Below are 21,109 nucleotides of genomic sequence, written 5' to 3'. Positions count from 1 at the left end.
GTGCTGACCTTCCTTGGCGCCAAATGGGGGGCCGCCGCGCCGATCGTCAGGATTCTCGCCCTAGCGATGCCGATGATGACGCTGCAGATCCTGTTCGGGCCGGCGATCAACGCCCTCGGCAAGGCGCGGCTTGCGGTGCGCAACGGGATCGCCGGGGCGATCATCATGCCGGCGGCCTTCCTGATCGGCATCCACTGGGGCGGCATCGGTCTCGCCTGGGCATGGCTCGCGGGCATGGCGGCCTTGCTCGCCGTGACGCTGGCGCTCTCCCTGCGAATCGTCGGCGTGAGCGCCGGCGCGCTCGCCCGGGCGGTCGCGCCCCCGCTCGGCGCGTCGCTGGCCATGGCGGCGACGGTGGCCGCGCTCGATTCGCTGGCGCCCGCCTCCGGACCGGCGGCGCGACTCGCCTTGCTGGTGCCGGCCGGCGCGGCGCTCTATGCCGGCCTGCTGCTGGTCTTCGCGCGGCCGATCGTCGTCGAAGTCACCCGGCTCGTGCGCCGGGCGCCCGAGCCTCAGGCGCTCTGAATATAGTTGAGCAGGTCGGCGGCCTCGCGCTCGATCTTGTCCATCCGGTGCTTCACCAGATCGCCGATCGAAACGATGCCGACGATCCGATCGCCGTCGAGCACGGGAAGATGGCGAATCCGCCGCTTCGTCATCAGCGACAGCGCCCCCATGATGTCGTGATCCGGCTGAACCGCGATCGCCGGCGCGGTCATGATCCGCTCGACCGCCCAGTCGAGCACCGCGGCGCCGTCGCTGCGCAACCTGTAGATGACGTCGCGCTCCGACATGATCCCGACAACCGCGCCGTCACGCACGACCGGCAAGGCCCCGATCCGGCGATCGGCGAGCATCGTCACCGCTTCGCGCACCAGCGTTCCCGATTCGATGGTGAGGACGTCTCCGCCCTTGGTTGAAAGAATCGCGGCGACCGTCATGGGATCCTCCTCAAACTACGCGACTCGGCTTGATGATCCCACGTGGCCGCGCCAAAGGGAAGCCATGCCCCGGCATGATCCGATTCCGCCCCGGCGGCCCGCGCCGCCCGATCCCGACCGCGTGGCCGATGCGTGGGCCCATTTCCGCCGGTCCATGCGCTGGTCGACGATGGCGGCGCTCGCGACGGTCGCGCTGTCCTTGTTCTGGCTGTGGGAATCGGGCCCGGTGCAGATCCACATGCTGATCGCGACGGCGCTCGGCGTCGGCCTCTCGGTGATCGTCGCGGGCGCGCTGATGGGTCTCATCTTCTACAGCAATCGCAGCGGCGCCGACGACGAAACGGGCCACGGAGACCAGGATGACGACGACCACTGGCGCCGCTGAGCGCGATCCGATCCTGCGGGTGGTGCCGCGCCCTGGCGACATCAACGCCAACGGTCACATTTTCGGCGGCTGGGTGCTCTCGCAGATGGACATCGCGGCCGGCATCGTCGCCGCCCGCGAGGCGGAGGGCGCGGTCGCGACGGTGGCGATCGAGGCGATGGAGTTCATCGCGCCGATCCTCCTTCAGGACCTCATCTCGGTCTACGCCCATGTCGAGCGCGTCGGCCGGACATCGATCGCGATCCGCATCCGCGTCGTCGCGAGCCGCGATCGCGGCACGCGCGAGGTGGACGTGACCAGCGGCCTCTTCACCTTCGTCGCATTGGACGAGAATCACCGGCCGCGGCCGGTGAAACGCGGCTAGGCCGGCGGCGCCAGCGTATAGGTCAGCACGGCGCGGCCGTTGGCCGGCACCGTCACCGACCAGAGCGGCCGGCCGTCCCGGCGGCCGAGCCGCGCGCTCGACCGGCTGACCTCGCCGCCGGCGAGGCTCGCCTCGAATCGCACCGGCGCCGACTGGTCGTTGGTCACGGTAAGCTCGAAGGCGCGGCTGAGCTTCGGATTGCCGACGGGGCGGACCGAGGCGGTGACGCCGGGCGCCTCGCCCAGCGGGATCTCGACATCCTCGTTCACGGCGCGGTCGGCGGTGGAACCCTCGCCGATCAGGATCGGCCGGCCGCCGCGCGAATCGAACAGGACGATTCGCCCGGCCGGAAGCGGCATGCCGAGGCCATCGGCGGGGCGGTTGCGCGTGATCATGATCCGCCGCGCCGGTGCGCTCGACGCCCGAAAGCTCGGCTGGATCGTCTGGCGATAGACGAACTGCACGCGCACGCGCGGCCGCGTCAGGAAGGCGACCTGCTTCTGGCTGTTCGCGGCGACGGTGACCGGCTCGGGAATCCGGTAGAGCTTGAGATCGCCGAGTTCCTCCTGCTGCGCCTGCATGGCGGCCTCCGCTGCCGGGGGCGGAGGCGGCGGCGGTGGCGGCGGCGCTCCCGGCGCAAAGTTGCGCGCCATGACCCGCGACCCGGTCACCACGATGTCCTCGGCCAACGATTCATCCTCGGGAATATCGCTGGTCGTCCCGGCGGGCCAGCATTGCAGGTCGATCGGCCGCGATTCGGCGGGCTGGACGCGGCGGTTGGATCGGTTGAGCCGGCCGGCCACCGCCTGAGCGTCCGCATCCGCAAAGCTGGTCTCGTCGGTGTTGGCGATCGTCAGCCAGGCGAAGAGATCGATCGATTCGCCGTCTTCCGCGAGGTTGGCGACATAATTGGCCTGCCAGTCGAAGCCGCTCGACAGGTAGGACAACGTCACGGTCGCGGTCATCGGCTGCGGCGCGCGGACGCGCACCGACAGGGTCGGCCGCGCGGCGAGGCCGGCCGGCACGCCGTCATAGGTGACCGTCTCGGCAAGGCCCGAGCAGCGCAGCGCCTCGAACCCCGCCGGCGTCTGGAGGACCAGCGCGCCATCGGCGCCGGAGCGGACGACCGCCTCCTCCTCGCGAACCGCGCCCGTCGCCCGCGAGGTGCGGCGCAGGTGGACGCGCCGGCCGAGCGAGCGTTCGATCAGGGTGCCGGGCGAAAGCAGCCAGGCGTCGCGGTTGCGCTCGATCACGCCGTCGCCGAGGCCGGTCACGATCGCGCTTTGCGGCAGGATGCCGCCGGCGACGCCTTCGAAGCGAAGCTCCGATTCGCCGGCCGGCAGCGACACCGCCCTCGTCTCGCTGATCAGCGCATAGCCGTTGAGGAAGGAGAGATTGGGCGCCTGCGCGGCGGCCCGGTTGGGATCGCGATAGACGGTGACGGCGACATGGTCCGGCCGTGGCGAAGTGACGATCGTCTGCGCGGTGGCGGGGGTCGCGAAGAACAGCAGGAACAATCCAAGCCACCTCACGTCACCCCAGCGAAAGCGGGGGTCCAGCTTCACCTGCGGAAAGGAAGCTGGATTCCCGCTTTCGCGGGAATGACGGGTCGAGAGCGGCAAGGCGCGGCTCCTAGAAGCGCGTGTCGAAGGTCGCGGTGACGCTCGCCTCGCCATTGGCGGGGACGGCGACGTGCCAGACCGTCTCGTCGGCCGAGCGGCGCTCGCTCGGCTGGCTTTGCTCGGCGATCCGCGTATCCCCCCACAATCCGGACTGGACGAGATCGACGGTGACCGCGTCCGGCCGGGCGTTGGTGAGCGTGTAGCGCATCGTCGTGCGCCAGCGGCCGTTCGACACGCGCTCGCGGCGCTCGACCGTCGGCTGGACCTTCACGTCGAACGCCTGTCCGGTGGTAAGGCCGAGTTCGGACCCCATCGGCGTGTGGCCGATCGGGCTTTCGCCGACGAATTGCGGATTGCCGCGCGCGTCGCGCTGATAGACGCGCACCGTGCCCGCCGGGAGCGCGTCGCCGAGGCCCTGATCGCGCGAGGAGGAGAAGCGGAGCACCGTGTTCGCGCTCTGCGGCTGCTCGGCGCTGCCGAGCCAGGCGTTGCGATATTCATAGGCCCGCCGCGCCGGGGTCCCGGCGACGTTGAGGAAGCTCACCTGCTTGGTCTGGCGGTTGGCGATCGTCGTTCGCGCGGGGAGCGGATAGAGATAATAGTCGCCGAGCCGCTCGCGGTCCGACGTCTCGGTCCCGGCCTGGCGGAGCGGTGGCGCGGGGCCGCGGCGCACGCCGGAAGTCTGCATCTGTCCGCCGCCGACATTGCCGGCGACGAGCAGGACGTCGGCATTGTTATAGGGCGTGCCGCTGTTGTTGGTGAGCGTGATCCAGCCCTGGACGTCCATCCGGCCGTTCGCCTCGTCGAACAGGGCGACATAATCGGCCGACCAGCCGAGGCCCGGCGTCAGATAGGTGAGCGTCAGCGGCCGACGCCCGGCGCGCGCGCTCTGGACAGTGACGGACAGCGTCGGGCGGGCGCGAAGCCCGGCGGGGACATGATCGAAGATCACGCGCACCGGCAGGCCGTCGTCGCGCAGGACCTCGATCCGGTTCCCGATCTGGAGCACGACGCCCCCATTGGCCGCGAGCACCCGCGCCTGCTCGCGCGTCTCGGCGCCGGTGGCCGGGTTGGTACGCACCAGCGTCACCGTCTCGCCGACCGCCTTCTGCATCAGCGCCTGGGGCGACAGCAGGTCGAAATCGAAATTCTGCTCGACGATGCCGATGCCGTCGCCGGTGAGCGTCACCGTTTCGGGCCGGATCTGCGCCGAGACGTCGGGAAACTCCTGCCGGGAGCGGCCCTGCGGCACCGAAAGCGGCCGCCGGTCCTGAACCAGGGCGAGATCGTTGTTGTAGATCGTCACCGCGACGTCGCCCTGGGCGCTTTCCGAGGGCGGCGGGATTTCCGTCTGGATCTGGGCCGAACCCGGCGTCGCAAAGGCGAGCGCCGCAACCGAAGCAATGAGGATAGCCCGCATGAAAAACGCTCCCCGAACAAGGTCCGGGGAGCGTCCTACAGTCTCGCTGTCAGGTCAATGAACAAGCCGCTCAGGCGGCGGGCGCGATATCCTCGGCCTCGCCGCGCGGGCGACGGGTCCGGCGGCGCGGCGCGCGCGGCGCCTCCTCACCACCCTCGGCATCGCCGTTCGCCGCGGCGGGCGCGGCGGCGATCGCGGGGGGCAGCGCGTCGAGCGCGATGCCGTTGGCCTCTTCGGTCCCGTCTTCCTGCTCGAACCGGCGACCGCGCGGGCGGCGGCCGCGGGCCTCGCCGTTGCGCGGCGCCCGCTCCTCGCGACCCTCGTCGGCCTCGCGATTGCGCGGCTCGCGGGCGGGCTCCTCGGCGCGCTCGTAAGCAGGGCGCTCGGCGGCCTCCATCTCCTCGTCGCCATCGCCGTCGTCGGGCTCGCCATAATCCTCGCCGCGCTGCCGGCGCTGCTCCTCGAAGCGGGCGCGGCTTTCGCCGAGGACGCGGAAATAATGGTCCGCGAACTGGAGGAAATATTCGGTCTGGACGCGATCGCCCTGCATCTGCGCGTCGCGCGCAAGGCCCTTATATTTCTCGAGAAGCTGGGCGGCGTTGCCGCGCTGCCGGTTGTCCTGGCGATTGCCGGCTCCCGGATTCATGTTGGGCGCGCGTCCACCGCCGCCGCCCCGGCCGCGCCTGCGGCCGCCCTGACGATTGTTGATCAAACGAAAATCCTCACCAAGGGTGGTTTAACCTGCCTTCACAGCCGGCCGGGCCCCTCCCGGCCTTCCCTGCACGACCCTGACGGTGCGATTCGCCGCGCGCGGCTCAATCGCTTCCGCACCAAATCGCCCGCCAAAGCGACCAAGCAATCGGGGGTCGGCGACGCTGGCCTTGCGCTTCCACGAGCGACGAGCCGGCATCCCTGCCCCCCTATGTAGTAAGTGCGTGGTCCGAAACCAAGTGAAAATTCATTCATCCGCGTTGGCGAGCACGAGGCACCTTGCGACTCCGGCGAGATCGTCGCGCGATGCGACCGTCAACCCAGCCGCGCCGAACAGCGCCGCCACCGCCTGCTTCTGGCCCGCGCCGATCTCGACGCAGGCGATGCCGCCGGGCGCGATCAGCCGCGGCAGCTGGGGCGCGAGCCGGCGATAATCGTCGAGGCCGTCGGCGCCGGCGAACAGCGCCGTCGCCGGCTCGTGATCGGCGACATCCGGCGGCAGATCGGTATCGGTCGCGACATAAGGCGGGTTGGCGAGGACGAGATCGAACCGCCCCTCGATGCCCTCCCCCCAATCGCCGAGGCGCAGCTCCGCGCGATCGCCGAGGCCGAGCCGCGCGGCGTTGCGGCGCGCATAAGCGAGCGCGTCTTCCGAACGATCGATGCCAAGCCCGCGCGCCTGTGGCCATTGATCGAGCGCGGCGAGCAACAGCGTGCCCGGTCCGGTGCCGAGATCGAGGATCGTCGCCGGCCCGCGCGGACCGAAGCGCTCGACCGCGGCGTCGATCAGCGTCTCGCTGTCCGGCCGCGGCACGAGGACGCCGGGGCCAACCTCCAGCTCGATCGTCCAGAAGGCGCGGCGGCCGGTGATATAGGCCACCGGCTCGTGCGCGAGGCGGCGGGCGAGCAGGGCCGCGAACGCGGCGGGCGCTTCGGCGTCCATCGCCGAAAGGAGCATCTGCTCGCGCGACATGCCGAGCGCGTGCGCCATGAGGAGCTCGGCATCGAGGCGGGGGGTCATGGAGACGGCTTCGAGCTGGCGGGCCGGCGCCGTGAGAGCCTCCCGCACCCTCATCTCGCCTCGCGCAAGCGGGCGGGGCCGGGCCTGTCCCAGGGCTGGAGAGGAAAACGGGCCCACCCCTCAATCCCCTCCCGCCAGCGGGAGGGGAAGCTAGGCCTCATCCAAACTCGCCAGACGTTCGGCCTCGTCCTCGGAAATGAGGGCGTCGATCAGCTCGTCCATCTGGCCTTCCAGGATTTCGGGCAGGCGGTGGAGGGTCAGGTTGATGCGGTGATCGGTCACGCGCCCCTGCGGGAAATTGTAGGTGCGGATCCGCTCCGAGCGGTCGCCCGATCCGACCATCGACCGGCGCGCGCCGGTGCGCTCGGCGGCGAGCCGCTCGCGCTCCGCTTCGTAGAGGCGGGTCCGAAGCACCTTCATGGCCTTGGCGCGGTTCTTGTGCTGCGATCGCTCGTCCTGCTGGATGACGACGATGCCGGTGGGCAAATGGGTGATCCGAACCGCGCTGTCGGTCGTGTTCACGCCCTGCCCGCCCGGGCCGGAGGCGCGATAGATGTCGATCCGAAGGTCCTTCTCGTCGATCTGGACGTCGACCTCCTCCGCCTCGGGCAGCACCGCGACGGTGGCGGCGCTGGTGTGGATTCGGCCGCCGCTTTCGGTGACGGGAACGCGCTGGACGCGGTGAACGCCGCTTTCGAACTTCAGCCGCGCGAACACGCCCTGGCCGGTGACCGAGGCGATCGCCTCCTTGAAGCCGCCAAGCTCGGCCGCGCTCGCCGATATGAGCTCGAAGCGCCAGCCCTTCGTCTCGGCGTAACGCTGATACATGCGCAGGAGATCGCCGGCGAACAGCGCCGCCTCGTCGCCGCCGGTGCCGGCGCGGATTTCGAGCATCGCGGGCCGATCGTCGGCGGCGTCGCGCGGCAGCAGCTTCAGCGCAAGCGCCCGCTCGGCGGCCTCGAGCTTCTCGCGATTCTCAATGAGTTCCTCAGCCGCCATGGCGCGAAGCTCCTCGTCGGCCTCGTGCGTCATCTCGGCGAGCGACACCGCCTCGTCGCGCAGCCGCCGCACCTCGCGCGCGGCCTCGGCGACCGGCTCGATCTCGGCATAGTCCTTGGAGAGCTTCACGAACGCCTGCGGATCGAGATCGCCCGCGGCCATCGCCGCCTGCAACTCCTCCTTGCGCGCCTCGATGGCGGCAATGCGTTCGGCGGAAATGCGGGTCATGCCGCCGCCGCTCCAGCGACGACGCCGAACAACCCTCTCCCCGTGGGGGAGAGGGCAGGGTGAGGGGGCTCGGCGGTCGAGGGAAATCCCCAATTCAGAGCCCCCTCACCCCAACCCTCTCCCCCACGGGGAGAGGGGGAGTGGGTGGCAATGGCGGCAATGCGTTCGGCGGAGATTTTGGTCATGCAGCCCGATCCGGTCCGCCCGACATGCCTGAGTAAATGTCTTTCACGGCAAGCAATATCTTGTCCGCGAGTGACTTCCTCTGATCGTCGGTTCCACCGAAGTGGGTGAGGTGTAAGCGTGGCGCCTGAGAGGGATCACGCAGAATCAACGCGGCGGTCCGATTGTTCTTCTTCGCGCTTTCGATCCGCTTCTTGGCGTTGCCCCTGAAGCCGATGTCGGCGGCTATTCCGGCGCGACGGAGAAGCGTCGCCAGTCGAGAAGCGTCACCTTCCAGATCGGGCTGATCGGGAACGACCGCCACCGTCGGCGCTCCCCCGGATGGCGCCTCGATCATCATCGCAAGCCGCTCGATCCCCGCGGCCCAGCCGACCGCTGGGGTGTGGGGGCCGCCGAGGCTTTCGATCAGGCCGTCATATCGGCCGCCGGCGAGCACCGTGCCCTGCGCGCCCAACCGATCGGTGACGAATTCGAAGGCGGTGTGGCGGTAATAATCAAGGCCGCGGACTAGGCGCGCGTTGCGGGTCCAGGCGACGCCGGCGGCGTCGAGGCCGGCGGTGACGGCGGCGAAGAAGTCGCTCGCTTCCGCCGTCAGATAGGCGTCGATGTCCGGCGCGCTGTCGGCGATCGGGCGGTCGCGCGGGTCCTTGCTGTCGAGGATGCGCAAGGGATTCTTGTCGAGCCGGGCGAGGCTGTCCTCGGAGAGGTCGCCGCGATGCGCCTCGAAATGATCGATCAAGGCAGCGCGCCACGCCTCGCGCGTCGGCGCATCGCCCAATGTGTTGAGCTGGAGCGTGATGCCGTCGGATATGCCGAGCTCGTGGAGGAGCTGATCGGCGAGCACCAGCAATTCCACGTCCGCCGCGGGCGCGTCGGTGCCGATGATCTCGGCGTCCAACTGGTGGAACTGGCGGAAGCGGCCCTTCTGCGGGCGCTCGTAGCGGAAGACCGGGCCCCAGGTGGCGAGCTTCAGCGGCGCGTGCTGCTGCCAGCCTTCGGAGAGATAGGCGCGGCACAGGCCCGCGGTGAATTCGGGGCGCAGCGTGATCGAATCGCCGCCGCGATCCTCGAACGTGTACATTTCCTTGGAGACGACGTCGGTGGTCTCGCCGATCGAGCGGGCGAAGACCTCGGTCGCCTCGAAGACCGGGATCTCGACGCGCTGGAAGGCATAGAGCCGACGCACGCGATCGAACGCGGCCGTCACCGCGTGGAAACGGTCGGCTTCCTCGCCCCAGATATCCTGGGTGCCTCTGATCCTTTGCGGCCCCTTGCCCATGGGGGGCGGCCTTTAGCAGCTTTGGCGCGCGAGGGAAGGGCGGCGCGCGGCTGGACGAGCGCGCGGGCGCGGCCCTATGACCCCCGGATTGCGAGTCCAGCCGGAGATCATGATGCGCCGCTTTCCCCTGTTCGCCCTTGCACTTGTCCTCGCCGCGTCCGCCGGCGCGCCCCTCGTCGCCCAGGTCGGCCAGGCGGTGCCGCAGCCGCTGCCTTATGCCGATACGATTCCGGCGCCGCGCGACATTCCCTATCCCGGCACGATCCGGCTCGAAGTCAACGCGACCGATACGACGCGCGGCATCTTCCAGGTGACCGAGACGATCCCCGTCGCCCAGGCGGGGCCGATGACCTTGCTCTATCCGAAATGGCTGCCGGGCAATCACAGCCCGTCGGGGCCGATCGCGAGCGTCGCGGGGATCAGCTTCACCGCCAACGGCCGCGCGCTCAACTGGCGGCGCGATCCGGTGGATGTCTACGCCTTCCACATCGACGTGCCGCAGGGCGTGCGCGAGATCGTCGTGCGATTCCAGCATCTCTCCGCCGTCGCGAGCGGCCAGGGCCGCGTCGAAATGACGCCCAACATCCTCAACATCCAGTGGGAGAAGGTGTCCTTCTACCCAGCCGGCTATTTCACGCGCGGCATCACCATGCAGGCGACCGCGCTCTTGCCCGACGGCTGGCAGGCGGCGACCTCGCTCGACGTCGCGAGCCGCGATGGCGGCCGCGTCTCCTACCGCCCGGTGCCCTATGAGACGCTGGTCGATTCGCCGATGTTCGCCGGCCGCTATTATCGGCGCGAGGATCTGGGCCACAATGTCGCCCTCAACATCTTCGCCGATGCGCCGCGCTATCTCGCCGCGACGCCCGAGCAGATCCAGGCGCACCGCAACCTCGTCGAGCAGGAATTGCGGCTGTTCGGAACCCAGCATTTCAACCGCTACGAATTCCTGCTCGCGCTCACCGACGAGCTCGGCGGCATCGGGCTCGAACATCTGCGAAGCTCGGAAAACAGCGCGAAGCCCGCTTATTTCACGGAATGGGCGCAAGGCTCCGCGGGGCGCGACCTGCTGGCCCACGAATCCACGCACAGCTGGAACGGCAAGTATCGCCGCGGCGCGGACCTTTGGACGCCCAATTACAACGTGCCGATGCGCGACAGCCTGCTGTGGGTCTATGAGGGGCAGACGCAGTTCTGGGGCTATGTGCTCTCCGCCCGCTCCGGCCTGATGCCGGTCCAGGACGTGCGCGACGCGCTCGCCCAGACCGCTGCCTATTACGACACGCTGCCGGGCCGCCAGTGGCGCCCGCTGGTCGACACGACCAACGATCCGATCATCAACCAGCGCCGCCCGCAAAGCTGGACGAGCTGGCAGCGCAGCGAGGATTATTATTCCGAAGGCCAGCTCGTCTGGCTCGACGTCGACGCCAAGATCCGGGAGCTCACCCATGGGGCACGGTCGATCAACGATTTCGCCCGCGCCTTCTTCGGCATCAATCCGGGCGACCAGGGCCTTGCCACCTACACGTTCGACGATGTGGTGACGACGCTGAACGGGGTCGCGCCGTTCGACTGGGCGACCTTCCTCCACGACCGGGTCGATGCGGTCCGCCCCCATGCCCCGCTCGACTGGATCGCGGCCGGCGGCTACCGCCTGGTCTATCGCGACACGCCGTCCGATTACTGGAAGTCGCGTGAGCAGGCGCGCAAGATCCTCGACCTCACCTTCTCGCTTGGCATGACGATCGGCGAAGGTGGCGCGGTGCGGACCGTTTCCTGGGATTCGCCGCCGTTCAACGCGGGCCTGACCAACGGCACGACGATCGTCGCGGTCAACGGCGATGCCTATTCGCACGACAACATGCGCGAAGCGATCCGCGCGGCCCAGGGCACCCGCACGCCGATCCGCCTGCTCGTGAAGCAGGGCGACCATTATCGCGAGGTATCGATCGATTATCATGACGGCCTTCGTTATCCGACGCTGGAGCGCGTCGGCACCGGCCCGTCCGGCCTCGACGCCTTGCTGAGCCCGATCGACTAGGGGGAAGAGATGACGCCCAGCCTGCTCCTCGCCGCCGCCGCCACCCTGCTCGCCGGCGCCGCGGCCGAGGCGCAGGACGGCGACCCCGCGACGCTTGCCGAACGCAATACCGAGGCGGCGCTGCAACGGATCGAGGCGCTGAATCCGCGCGTCAACGCGGTGATCGCGGTCGATCCGACGGCGATGGACCAGGCCCGCGCGCTCGATCGGATGCGGCGCGCGCGCGGGCCGCTGTTCGGCATGCCGATCCTGATCAAGGACAATATCGAGACCGACGGGCCGTTGCCGACCACGGCGGGGAGCCTGGCGCTCGCCGCCAATGTCACGCATCGCGACGCGCCGTTGGTCGCGCGGCTGCGTGCGGCCGGCGCGGTGATCGTCGGCAAGACCAACCTCAGCGAATGGGCCAATATCCGCTCGTCGCACTCCATCTCCGGGTGGAGCGCGGTCGGCGGCCAGACCCGCAACCCCCATGCGCTCGACCGAAACCCCTGCGGATCGAGTTCGGGGAGCGGCGCGGCGGTGGCTGCGGGCATGGTCCCGGCCGCGATCGGGACGGAAACCGACGGGTCGATCACCTGCCCGGCCGCGGTCAACGGCATCGTCGGCTTCAAGCCGACCGTAGGCCTCGTCAGCCGCACCCATATCGTGCCGATCAGCCACAGCCAGGACACGGCCGGGCCGATGACCCGCACGGTGCGCGATGCCGCGTTGGTCCTCAACGCGATCGCCGGCACCGACCCGGCCGATCCAGCCACGGCGCAGGCCGATGCCCATCGCACCGATTTCACCGCCGGCCTGCGCCCCGATGCGCTGCGCGGCGTCAGGATCGGGGTGATGCGCTTCGCCTCCGGATTCGGCACCGACGCGCCGTTCGAGGAAGCGCTGGCGACGCTGCGCGCGCAGGGCGCGACCCTGGTCGACATCGACCATTTCGAGGGGCGCGACGAGATCGGCCGCAACGAGCTCACCGTGCTTCTCGCCGAGCTCAAGCACGACATGAACGCCTATCTGGCGACCCTGCCGGCCGACGTGCGGACCCGCACGCTCGCCGATCTGATCGCCTTCAACCGCGCCCATGCGGACGACGAGCTGGTCTTCTTCGGGCAGGAGCTGTTCGAGCAGGCCGAGGCGACGAACGGCCTCGACGCCGCTTATGCCGCGGCGCGCGCGACCAGCCTTCGGCTCGCTGGGCCAGAGGGGATCGATCGGCTGCTGCGCGACAACGATGTCGTCGCATTGGTCGGCCCGACCATGCCGCCCGCCTGGCCGATCGACGTGGTCAGCGGCGACCAGATTTCAGGCGGCGGCGCGGGGGGCCTCGCCGCGGTGGCCGGCTATCCGCACCTCACCGTGCCGATGGGCCAGGTGCGCGGGCTTCCGGTCGGCCTCTCCTTCATCGGCGCCAAGTGGGACGATGCGCGGATCCTCGCGCTCGGCTATGCCTATGAACAGGCCTCGCACAAGCGCGTCGATCCCACCTTCCCCGCCTCGATCGAGGCGCAGCCGGACATCGCCCGCCATCTGGGCCCGGCGGAGCGCTAATCGGGCCGGAATCGCCGCCGCCCCGGCTCGATTTCGTGGCGATAGACGGGCTTCACCTCGGCGTTGACGAAGGCGCCCGCCGACGGCGCGGCGCGCAGACGCTCGTAGACCTGCGCGGGCACGTCGAAATAGGAATAACGGTCGCCGCCGGCATACCAGAGATCGAGCACCCGGCGATCGGGATCGTAGGCGGCGCGCGTGATCGCGCTCGAATCGGGGAAGCTGGCGGCGCGGACCCCAGCCATCACGTCTTGCGCTTGATCGGCCTTCGCATCCCCGCTTCAACGCCCAGGCGCGCCCAACGCTGCATCGCCTCGGCATCGTCATGCACGTCGATCGGCGCGCGGCGATAGTTCATGACGTCGACCCACCCGTCCTTGAGCGTGATCGAGAATTTGGGGCAGCCCTGCGCGTCCCAGACCGCATCGGTCTCCTTGTCCGCCTTGAACCAGATGTCGTCGCTGTGAAGGATCGCGAAGATGATGCCGTCGAGATAGAGCGTCGCGCCGCCCATCATCTTGCGCATCGTCACCGTTCCCATCGGCTCCAGCGCCTCCTGCACCCAGGCATAAAGGCCCATGTCGATGCTCATGCGGTGAGCTTCAGCGCGGCGATGCAGGCGACGATGCCGAGGATGAGGAGCGCGCGCACCAGGCTCGCCGGCTCCTCGAACCAGGCCATGCCGACCAGCACCGTGCCGATCGCGCCGATCCCGCCCCAGACGGCATAGGCCGTCCCCATCGGGATGGTCCGCGCCGCCCGCTCGAGCAGGCCCATGGAGAGCGCGACCGAGACCAGGAAAGCGAGTGTCCAGGGCAGGTTGCGAAAGCCCTCGACGAAACGAAGCGACGTCGTGAAGCCGACTTCGAACAAACCGCCAATGATGAGCAGCAGCCAGGCCAATCCGGTCTCCCGACAATCGAGCGAGATTGGGTTAGCCTGACCGCGCCGCCCGCGCTACCGTGTCGGCATGGAGAAGCGCCGCGTCGGACTGGGCAATTGGTTCATGCCGGTGCGATTCCTCGCTTTCGTGCTGCTCTTCGCCAGCGGCGCGGTGGCCGGCGGCCTCGCACTCGGCTGGATGCTCGGGCTCATGCTCGGCTTCGATCTCGCGGCCGTGATCTTCCTTGCGATCTGCGCCCCGCTGCTCCGCGACGGCGCGCGGACCATCCGGCGCCACGCCAAGGAGAATGACGCCAACCGGGTGCTGCTGCTCGTGATGACCGCGGCGGTGAGCCTGGTGATCATGGTCACGGTCGGCTCCGAGGTGATGGGGGCCGACCGGCAATCCGCCGGGGGCATCGCGCTCATCGTCGCGACGCTGACGCTTTCGTGGCTGTTCTCCAACGTCATCTACGCGCTCCATTATGCCCATCTCTTCTACACGGCGGGCGGCAGCGGCGGGGATGCGAAGGGGATCGATTTTCCGGGGACGAGCGAACCGGATTACACCGATTTCCTCTATTTCTCCTTCACGCTCGGAATGACCTTCCAGACATCCGACACCGACATCACCAGCCGCGCGATCCGCCGCATCGCGATCGCCCACAGCTTCGCCGCCTTCGTCTTCAACATCGGCGTGCTCGCCTTCACGATCAACGTGCTCGGCGGCGGCTAGATCTGCGCTTCGACGTCCGCCACCGGTGCCGGGCGGCGGCGCGCCGCGATCAGGCAGGCGCCGACGATCATCGCCGCGCCGGCAAGGGTGAGCGGCCGCACCGGCTCGTGGAAGATCAGGAAGCCGAACAGGCTCGCCCAGATGAAGGCGGTATATTCCACCGGCGCGAGATGCTGCGCCTGTGCCCGCGCATAGGCCCACGAAAGCAGCATCAGCGATGTGAAGGCGAGCACGGCCGCGCCGGCCACCGCCGGCCATTCGGCGCGCGGTGGAATCTCTGCGAGCCAGGGTCCGGCGAGGAGGAAGCCGGCGCTCATCAACGTGCTCATGAAGAAGGCGATCTCGACCGGCCTCGCGACCAGAGCCTGCTGGCGCATCAGGATGATGTTCCAGGCATAGAGGCAGGCCGAGCAGAGGATCGCGATCGAGCCCTTCAGCGCCTCCGGCCCGAGATCGGCCTCGGCCTGCCCGGCGAGGATCACGGCGACGCCGGCGAGGCCGAGCAGCGAGGCATAGATGGCGCGGCGCTCGATCCGTTCCTTCAGGATCACCGCGGCGAGATAGAGCGCGATGAGCGGTGCGACGAAGGCGAGCGCGACGCCCTGCGCCAGCGGCACCCGCGCCAGCCCCCAGAAGAAGGTCAGCGCCATGAACACCGAAAGGATGCCGCGGATCAGGTGGACGCGCATCGCTTCGCGCGACGGCCAGCGATTGCCGAGCGCGAAATAGGCGATCCCGCCGAAGATCGCGCCCGCCAGCGTCCGCCACAGCAAAGCATTATAGGTGCCGATCGCGATGGCGAGATGCTTCATCAGCGCATCCATGCCGGAAAAGGTCGCGATTCCGAGCGTCGCCACGGCGAAGGCGGTCGCCACCGATGTGCGGCCGTCCGCGGACATGTCGCCTACCGGTCTTGGCGGGTCGCGTCGTCGAGGCGGATCAGCCGCCCGACCTCCAGCTCGTCGATCCTGAGCTTGCGGATCCGGGCCTTGCCGATGCCGAGCCGGCCGATCGCGAGGGCGCCGAAGGCCATCGCGCCGATCGCCATGCTGCCGAGCAGCAGCGCGCCGATCGCAGTCGCGCCCAGCGCCGAGGCGCCCGTCGCGCCGACGCCCGTCGCCCTGGCGCCGACCGCGCGCTTCGTCCGCTGAACGGGCGCCCCGGTCTCAGTCGTCCGGCTGCTCACTCGGCCGCCACCGGCACGGCCGCCGCCGCCGCCTCGATCTCCGCCGCCTTCGCTTCGACGAGCTTCACGATATGGTCGATCATGTCGGCGTCCTGGACATGATGATCGGTGACGCCGGAGAGATAGACCATATGCTTGCCGTTGCCGCCGCCGGTGAGGCCGATGTCGGTCTCGCGCGCCTCGCCGGGGCCGTTGACGACGCAGCCGAGCACCGAGAGCGACATCGGCGTGCGGATATGGCCGAGCCGTTCCTCCAGCGCCTGGACGGTGCGGATCACGTCGAACCCCTGCCGCGCGCAGGAGGGGCAGGAGACGACGCGGACGCCGCGATTGCGGATGCCGAGCGCCTTCAGGATCTCGAACCCGACGCGCACCTCCTCCTCCGGCTCGGCCGACAGGCTGACGCGGATCGTGTCGCCGATGCCGAACCAGAGCAGCGAGCCGATGCCGATCGCCGACTTGACCGTGCCGGCGCGCGCGCCCCCCGCCTCGGTGATGCCGAGGTGGAGCGGGCAATCGACCGCCTCGGCGAGCTGCTGATAAGCGGCGACGGCGAGGAACTGGTCGGAGGCCTTCACCGCGACCTTATATTCGTGGAAATCGTGGTCCTGCAGGATCTTGATATGATCGAGCGCGCTTTCGACCAAAGCCTCCGGACAGGGCTCGCCATATTTTTCGAGCAGGTCCTTTTCGAGGCTGCCGGCATTGACTCCGATGCGGATCGAGCAGCCGTTCGCCTTCGCGGCGCGCACCACCTCGGCGACGCGCTCGCTGCTGCCGATATTGCCCGGATTGATGCGAAGGCAGGCCGCGCCCGCATCCGCGGCCTCGAGGGCGCGCTTGTAGTGGAAATGGATGTCGGCGACGATCGGCACCCGCGCCGCGCGCACGATCTGCTTCATCGCCGCGGTGCTCTCCACGTCCGGGCAGGACACGCGGATGATGTCCACCCCCACCTCCTCGCAGCGACGGATCTGGTCGATCGTCGCCTTCGCATCGGCGGTCGGCGTGTTGGTCATGGTCTGGACGGTGACCGGCGCGTCGCCGCCCACCGGCACGTTGCCGACCATGATCTGCCGCGATTGGCGGCGGACGATATCTCTCCAGGGGCGCACCGACATGCGCGCGATATAGGCCGGCGCGCCCCGAAGGGAAAGCGGCCTAGCGGCGCCGGCCCGCCGGGCGTCGAGGGGGCACGGCGCAGCGCGTCAGGTGATCCGTGTGGCCGTCGAAGGATGCGGTGCGGTTGATCGATCCGTCGGGAAGCTTGCGTACGGTGGCGGTGCCGGCGCCATTGCCGCCGTTCACGCTGGCGGTGAGCGTGTTGCCCTGAAGCGCCCATTCGCCGCCGCTGCCGTCGGCGCGGGTCCATGTGCCGTCGGCATTATAGGCCATCCAGTCGCGGCAATTGCCGCGCTCGGCCCAGCGGCCGACAAGATCGCGTTCGGTGACGTTTTGCGCCGCGGCGCCGGTCGAAACGGCACAGGCGGCAAGGGCCGCCATACAAAGACGAAGCTTCACGATCATCCCCCTTCTTCAATCGATGCGGAGGCCGCGAACGCTAGAAAGAGGACCGCCGGCTGTAAACGCCTAGCCGAACAGATCCGGGCGAAACTGCCGGATCGCCGCGATCAGCCCCCCTGCCCCGCCGGTCATGTAGGTGACGTTGACGCTCATCGTGCCATAGCCGGTCGCGCGGTTGAGCCCGGAGGTCCACCGGTTGATCGGGCTGCGCGCGGGATAGGCGGACGGATCCTTGAGATCGAAGCCGAGCGAGACCTGGTTCCTGAACCGGACCCGCCGGGCGCTGGTGATCTGATCCCACGGCACGGTCGCATCGCTCCAGGAGCGCGCCCACAGGCCGTTGCGGTCGACCCGCACCAGCGGCCGGCTGTCGAACGCGCGGCGAAGGAAGATCGCCGCCACGGCGAAGCAGACCGCGACTATGATCCAGCCCGCCAGCGGCGAGGCGCCGTGATCGCGCGTGCTCGCGGTCGGGATGACGCCGTTCACGCAAAAGCCGAGGATGGAGAGCAGGGCGCAAAGCGCCGCCATGACGATGTTGAACCGCTTCAGGTGGAAGGCTTCGTAGACCATCCTGTCCCCCCTTTCCGTGCCGGCGTCGCTCCTAGTCGAACGGCCGGTCGATCGACGGCGGCGGGGTCGTGAACCAGCGCGGCCCATCCGCGGTCATGTGGAAACAATCTTCGAGCCGGATGCCGAACCGTCCCGGAATGTAGAGGCCCGGCTCGTTCGAGAAGCACATGCCGGCGGCGAGCGGCGTCGTCTCGCCATGGACGAGATTGACCGGCTCATGCCCGTCGAGGCCGATGCCGTGCCCGGTGCGATGCGAAAGGCCCGGAAGGCGATAGAAGGGGCCATAGCCCCAGCTTTCATATTGACGCCGGACCGCATCGTCGACGCTGCCGGCCGGCGCGCCGATCCGGGCCGCGGCGAAGGCGATCTGCTGGCCCTGATGAACCTGATCCCACACCCGGCGCTGCTCGGCGCTGGCGCTGCCATGAACGAACGTGCGCGAGATATCGGATTGATAGCCCTGGACGGTGCAGCCGCAGTCCATCAGCACGACTTCGCCATCGCGCACCGCCTGCGGCTGGCCGGAGCCGTGCGGATAGGCCGCCGCCTCGCCCAGAAGGATCAGCGAGAATTCGGGATTGCCGCCGAGCGCGCGGGTCGCGCCGTCCATGATCGCGCCGATCTGATGCGGGGCCATGCCGCGCTCGATCCTTGGCCAGGTGTAGCGATAAGCGGCGAGCGTGATGTCGGACGCGATCTGCATCAGCGCGATCTCATGGTCCGATTTCACCATCCGGCAGCCGCGCACGACCGGATTGGCGCTCTTCACCTCGATGCCCGGCATCGCGCGCTGGAGGCCGTCGACGGCGAAATAGCGCACCGTCTCTTCGATCCCGACCGGGCCGGCAAGGCGGCGGTCGCGAAGGAAGCCGGCGACAGTCCGCAGCGGATCCTCGTCCTCGTTCCAGGTGCGCACGTCCGCCGGCACCTTGAGGCTTTCGTGGACCGAAGGCTCTTCGAAAAAGGGCGTGACGATACCGATCCCGCCCTCGCGCGGCAGGATCGCGGCGGTCAGGCGCTCACTTCGCCACCATTGGACGCCGGTGAAATAGGTCAGCGATGCGCCCGGCTCGATCAGGACCGCGGCAAGCCCGGCTTCGGCCATCAGGGCCTGGGCGCGCGCGATGCGGGCCAGATGCTCCTCGCGCGAGATCGGCACGACATGGCCGGTCATCGGCCTTAGCTCCGCGGCGGCTTCCTGCGCGAAGCTGCGCCAGGGCGCGAGCGCGCCGGCGGCGAGAAGAGTCCCCGCGCCGAGAAACATCCGCCGATTCAGCATGTCCGTCATCCTCCCTGCGCGGCGAGGGTTGGACCGGGAGAGGCGGCTTTGCAAGCCGATCACAGGCCGGCCCGATAGCGGCGACTGCCCTTCACGCGCGCGCCGTTCGCGAGCTCGAGCTCGAAATCGCCGCTCTGGCGCGTCTCGATCCGGCGGATCGCCGCGCGGCGCACCAGCCGGCTGCGGTGAATGCGCACGAAGCCGTGCGCGCCAAGCTCCGCCTCGAGCGCGGCGAGCGTTGCGCGGTGGAGCAGGACGCGCCCGCGCCAGGCAAGTTCGACATAATTGCCAGCGGCCGCGACCTGATCGATTTCATGCAGCGGAATGCGGTGCGTCACCGCGCCATCGGGAACGAGCAGCGCCGCCTCCTCGGGCGGCCGCGCACGGCCCGCCTGCCCGGCGCGCGCGACGATCCACTGGATCAGCGCGAAGGCGAGCGCGAATTCCACATAGGTCGCGACATCCTTGCGATATTCGTAGAGCAAGCCGTGGCCGCTGCCGTCGTTGAAGACGTAGCGCGCGCCCATGAATGCGTAGATCGGCGTGCGCAGCGCGATCATCAGCCCGCTGTGCGCGAGCGAGAACGGAACGGTGAGCGCGGCATGCGCCGCGACCGCCGCAGGCCAGCCCAGCCGCGGCGGCCGGAACAGCTTGACGGCGCGCCAGACCAACGGGGCCAGCACCAGCAAGGCCGCGATGCTGGTCAGCTCCCAGCACCAGGGCTCCCAGGCGGCGAGACCGTCCCGAAGCCGATCGGTAACCGCCGAACTGGCGTTCGACACGCCCTGAATCGCGACCGCCAGCCCGAATATGCCGACCGCGATCGCGCGCGCCCGCGCCGGGCCGATTCCGCTCGTCCCGTCTCGCCCGCCGCTCGTCCCCGCCTTGGGTCCGTCCGTCACCGTCGCGCCGCCTCCAGCCCCGACGGCATCGCCGCCGCCGGCCATCCCTGTTTAGCCCGAGCCATCATCTTGGCGAAAGGGAACGAAAATGACGCCTCATCAAAACCCCGCCGGCCGCCATTACGGGATGGACTGGCTTCGCATCGGCGCCTTCGCATTGCTCATCTTCTACCATGTCGGCATGGTCTTCGTGCCCTGGGGCTTTCACATATCGCTGCCCGATCCGGTGGACGGCGCGACGATCCCGATGCTGGCGATCAATCCGTGGCGCATGTCGCTGCTGTTCGTCGTCTCGGGCTTCGCCAGCCACGCGCTGCTGGGCAGGATGAGCGATCCGGGCGCGTTCCTCGCCGCGCGCACCTCGCGGCTGCTCGGCCCGCTCCTGTTCGGCATGGCGATGATCGTGCCGCCGCAAAGCTGGGTCGAGCTCACGGTCAAGCACGGCTACGGCTTCTCCTATCTGCATTTTCTCACCCAGGACTATTTCCGCTTCGGAATGCTCGACGGGATCATCCTGCCGACCTGGAACCACCTGTGGTTCCTCGCCTATCTGTGGACCTACACGGCGCTTCTCGGGCTGGCGCTGATCGCGGTCCCGGCCCGGCTGTACGGGTCGATCCGCCGCATCGCCGCCCGGCTGCTGGCGGGCGGGCGCATCATCCTCCTGCCGCTCGCATGGCTCGCGCTCGTCCAGTTCGGGCTGCTGCCGCACCGCCAGGAGACGCACATGCTGATCGGCGACTGGTACGGCCACGCGCTTTACCTGCCCGCCTTCCTCTTTGGCTTCCTGCTCGCCGCCAGCCCGGAATTGTGGGCGCCGATCCGTCGGTGGGCGGGGCCGGCGGCGATCGCGGCCGTCGCGTGCTTCGCCGTGGTGGCGGCGATCGAATGGGCCTATCCGGATTTCGCCCTGCCGACACCGCCGCTTGCGCTGGCCTTCATCGTCGCGCGCACCGGGATGCGCTGGCTTGCGATCGTCGCGCTGCTCGGCCTGGCCGATCGCGCGCTCAACCGCGATCATCGCCTGCGGCCGACGCTGACGGAGGCGGTGTTCCCGCTCTATCTCATCCATCAGACGGTCATCGTCCTTGCCGCCTGGGTGCTGATCCGCACGGGAATGGCGCCTTTGCCGCTGTTCGTGGCGCTGGTCCTCGCGACCGCGGCCGGAAGCTGGGCCTTCTACCTCGCCGGCCGATCGATCCGCCCGCTCCGTCCGTGGATCGGGCTTCGCCCACGCCCGCGCCGGCCGCGCGCCGCGCCGGGCGTGGCCCAGGCGGCCTGAACGATG

General features: G+C 69.2%; 24 protein-coding genes (1 of these 24 only partly in view). 7 read left to right on the top strand and 17 right to left on the bottom strand.

The features are described 5' to 3' along the window. A protein-coding gene (locus tag FRZ32_RS07920; RefSeq protein ID WP_147043003.1) for a lipopolysaccharide biosynthesis protein crosses the window boundary here: on the top strand, positions 1-525 show its end. The gene continues 984 nt to the left of window position 1, outside the view; only the last 525 of its 1,509 coding nucleotides appear in the window; its start codon lies beyond the left edge, outside the window; the stop codon is at positions 523-525. Here FRZ32_RS07920 and FRZ32_RS07915 read toward each other — a convergent pair. Beyond that, positions 513-941 carry a CBS domain-containing protein gene (locus FRZ32_RS07915; RefSeq protein WP_147043002.1) on the bottom strand — a complete coding sequence of 143 codons (429 nt, stop codon included), beginning with the start codon at positions 939-941 and terminating at the stop codon, positions 513-515. The genes FRZ32_RS07920 and FRZ32_RS07915 overlap by 13 nt on opposite strands. Positions 942-1,062: 121 nt before the next feature. On the opposite strand from FRZ32_RS07915, the gene FRZ32_RS07910 reads away from it, so the two are divergent. Further along, positions 1,063-1,326: a hypothetical protein gene (locus tag FRZ32_RS07910; protein WP_243445228.1), complete on the top strand. Its 264-nt coding sequence runs from the start codon at positions 1,063-1,065 to the stop codon at positions 1,324-1,326. Then, positions 1,301-1,690 (top strand): acyl-CoA thioesterase, encoded by a 390-nt coding sequence (locus tag FRZ32_RS07905; protein ID WP_147043000.1) that lies wholly within the window; start codon positions 1,301-1,303, stop codon positions 1,688-1,690. The genes FRZ32_RS07910 and FRZ32_RS07905 overlap by 26 nt, the downstream gene beginning before the upstream one ends. On the opposite strand, the gene FRZ32_RS07900 is transcribed toward FRZ32_RS07905, so the two are convergent. From FRZ32_RS07900 to hisS, 6 genes are all read right to left on the bottom strand, one after another. Beyond that, the gene (locus FRZ32_RS07900) at positions 1,687-3,222 is read right to left on the bottom strand and encodes a DUF4139 domain-containing protein (RefSeq protein ID WP_147042999.1); all 1,536 of its coding nucleotides are present in this window, start codon (positions 3,220-3,222) and stop codon (positions 1,687-1,689) included. The genes FRZ32_RS07905 and FRZ32_RS07900 overlap by 4 nt on opposite strands. 100 nt (positions 3,223-3,322) lie before the next feature. Further along, a complete protein-coding gene (locus FRZ32_RS07895) occupies positions 3,323-4,732 on the bottom strand; it encodes a DUF4139 domain-containing protein (RefSeq protein WP_147042998.1) in 1,410 nt (469 codons plus the stop codon). A gap of 70 nt (positions 4,733-4,802) precedes the next feature. Further along, on the bottom strand, positions 4,803-5,444 hold the full coding sequence (locus tag FRZ32_RS07890) for a DUF4167 domain-containing protein (protein ID WP_147042997.1): 642 nt from the start codon (positions 5,442-5,444) through the stop codon (positions 4,803-4,805). Positions 5,445-5,690: 246 nt separating this feature from the next. Then, positions 5,691-6,518 carry a peptide chain release factor N(5)-glutamine methyltransferase gene (prmC, locus tag FRZ32_RS07885; RefSeq protein ID WP_147042996.1) on the bottom strand — a complete coding sequence of 276 codons (828 nt, stop codon included), beginning with the start codon at positions 6,516-6,518 and terminating at the stop codon, positions 5,691-5,693. A 96-nt stretch (positions 6,519-6,614) separates the two neighbouring features. Further along, positions 6,615-7,691 (bottom strand): peptide chain release factor 1, encoded by a 1,077-nt coding sequence (gene prfA, locus FRZ32_RS07880; protein ID WP_147042995.1) that lies wholly within the window; start codon positions 7,689-7,691, stop codon positions 6,615-6,617. Between the two features lie 181 nt (positions 7,692-7,872). Then, entirely contained in the window at positions 7,873-9,153 is a 1,281-nt protein-coding gene (gene hisS, locus FRZ32_RS07875) for a histidine--tRNA ligase (protein ID WP_147042994.1), read from the bottom strand. 112 nt (positions 9,154-9,265) lie between these two features. Here hisS and FRZ32_RS07870 point away from each other — a divergent pair, with 112 nt between their 5' ends. Further along, positions 9,266-11,194, top strand: a complete 1,929-nt coding sequence (locus tag FRZ32_RS07870; RefSeq protein WP_192901914.1) for a M61 family metallopeptidase — start codon at positions 9,266-9,268, stop codon at positions 11,192-11,194. Positions 11,195-11,203: 9 nt separating this feature from the next. Next, on the top strand, positions 11,204-12,739 hold the full coding sequence (locus FRZ32_RS07865; protein WP_147042993.1) for an amidase: 1,536 nt from the start codon (positions 11,204-11,206) through the stop codon (positions 12,737-12,739). Here the strand turns inward: FRZ32_RS07865 and FRZ32_RS07860 are convergent. From FRZ32_RS07860 to FRZ32_RS07850, 3 genes are read right to left on the bottom strand one after another with little or no spacing between them, the layout of a single operon-like run. After that, the gene (locus FRZ32_RS07860; protein ID WP_147042992.1) at positions 12,736-12,984 is read right to left on the bottom strand and encodes a KTSC domain-containing protein; all 249 of its coding nucleotides are present in this window, start codon (positions 12,982-12,984) and stop codon (positions 12,736-12,738) included. The genes FRZ32_RS07865 and FRZ32_RS07860 overlap by 4 nt on opposite strands. Beyond that, positions 12,984-13,331, bottom strand: a complete 348-nt coding sequence (locus tag FRZ32_RS07855; protein WP_147042991.1) for a TfoX/Sxy family protein — start codon at positions 13,329-13,331, stop codon at positions 12,984-12,986. Before FRZ32_RS07855 ends, FRZ32_RS07860 begins: the two co-directional genes overlap by 1 nt. Further along, complete coding sequence (locus FRZ32_RS07850) at positions 13,328-13,642, bottom strand: DMT family transporter (protein WP_147042990.1); 315 nt, start codon at positions 13,640-13,642, stop codon at positions 13,328-13,330. Before FRZ32_RS07850 ends, FRZ32_RS07855 begins: the two co-directional genes overlap by 4 nt. 67 nt (positions 13,643-13,709) lie before the next feature. Here FRZ32_RS07850 and FRZ32_RS07845 point away from each other — a divergent pair, with 67 nt between their 5' ends. Then, a complete protein-coding gene (locus FRZ32_RS07845; protein ID WP_147042989.1) occupies positions 13,710-14,357 on the top strand; it encodes a DUF1345 domain-containing protein in 648 nt (215 codons plus the stop codon). Here the strand turns inward: FRZ32_RS07845 and FRZ32_RS07840 are convergent. The 7 genes from FRZ32_RS07840 to FRZ32_RS07810 form a co-directional block, all read right to left on the bottom strand. Further along, a complete protein-coding gene (locus tag FRZ32_RS07840) occupies positions 14,354-15,256 on the bottom strand; it encodes a DMT family transporter (RefSeq protein WP_147042988.1) in 903 nt (300 codons plus the stop codon). The genes FRZ32_RS07845 and FRZ32_RS07840 overlap by 4 nt on opposite strands. A 5-nt stretch (positions 15,257-15,261) precedes the next feature. Further along, complete coding sequence (locus FRZ32_RS07835; protein ID WP_147042987.1) at positions 15,262-15,543, bottom strand: hypothetical protein; 282 nt, start codon at positions 15,541-15,543, stop codon at positions 15,262-15,264. Next, positions 15,540-16,664, bottom strand: coding sequence for a flavodoxin-dependent (E)-4-hydroxy-3-methylbut-2-enyl-diphosphate synthase (ispG, locus tag FRZ32_RS07830; protein WP_147042986.1), 1,125 nt, complete (start codon positions 16,662-16,664; stop codon positions 15,540-15,542). The genes FRZ32_RS07835 and ispG overlap by 4 nt, the downstream gene beginning before the upstream one ends. Before the next feature lie 40 nt (positions 16,665-16,704). After that, entirely contained in the window at positions 16,705-17,064 is a 360-nt protein-coding gene (locus FRZ32_RS07825) for a hypothetical protein (RefSeq protein ID WP_147042985.1), read from the bottom strand. A gap of 69 nt (positions 17,065-17,133) precedes the next feature. Continuing rightward, positions 17,134-17,640 (bottom strand): STM3941 family protein, encoded by a 507-nt coding sequence (locus FRZ32_RS07820; RefSeq protein ID WP_147042984.1) that lies wholly within the window; start codon positions 17,638-17,640, stop codon positions 17,134-17,136. A gap of 31 nt (positions 17,641-17,671) precedes the next feature. Then, complete coding sequence (locus tag FRZ32_RS07815) at positions 17,672-18,919, bottom strand: M24 family metallopeptidase (RefSeq protein WP_424141289.1); 1,248 nt, start codon at positions 18,917-18,919, stop codon at positions 17,672-17,674. 59 nt (positions 18,920-18,978) lie between these two features. Next, positions 18,979-19,866 carry a LytTR family DNA-binding domain-containing protein gene (locus tag FRZ32_RS07810; protein ID WP_147042982.1) on the bottom strand — a complete coding sequence of 296 codons (888 nt, stop codon included), beginning with the start codon at positions 19,864-19,866 and terminating at the stop codon, positions 18,979-18,981. A 43-nt stretch (positions 19,867-19,909) separates the two neighbouring features. Between FRZ32_RS07810 and FRZ32_RS07805 the strand changes: the two genes are divergently transcribed. Then, positions 19,910-21,103 (top strand): acyltransferase family protein, encoded by a 1,194-nt coding sequence (locus tag FRZ32_RS07805; RefSeq protein WP_147042981.1) that lies wholly within the window; start codon positions 19,910-19,912, stop codon positions 21,101-21,103. The last annotated feature ends 6 nt before the right edge of the window (positions 21,104-21,109 follow it).

It is taken from the genome of Sphingosinicella ginsenosidimutans, assembly GCF_007995055.1.
Taxonomy (GTDB): domain Bacteria; phylum Pseudomonadota; class Alphaproteobacteria; order Sphingomonadales; family Sphingomonadaceae; genus Allosphingosinicella; species Allosphingosinicella ginsenosidimutans.
This window is presented reverse-complemented; position numbering and strand designations above follow the sequence as displayed.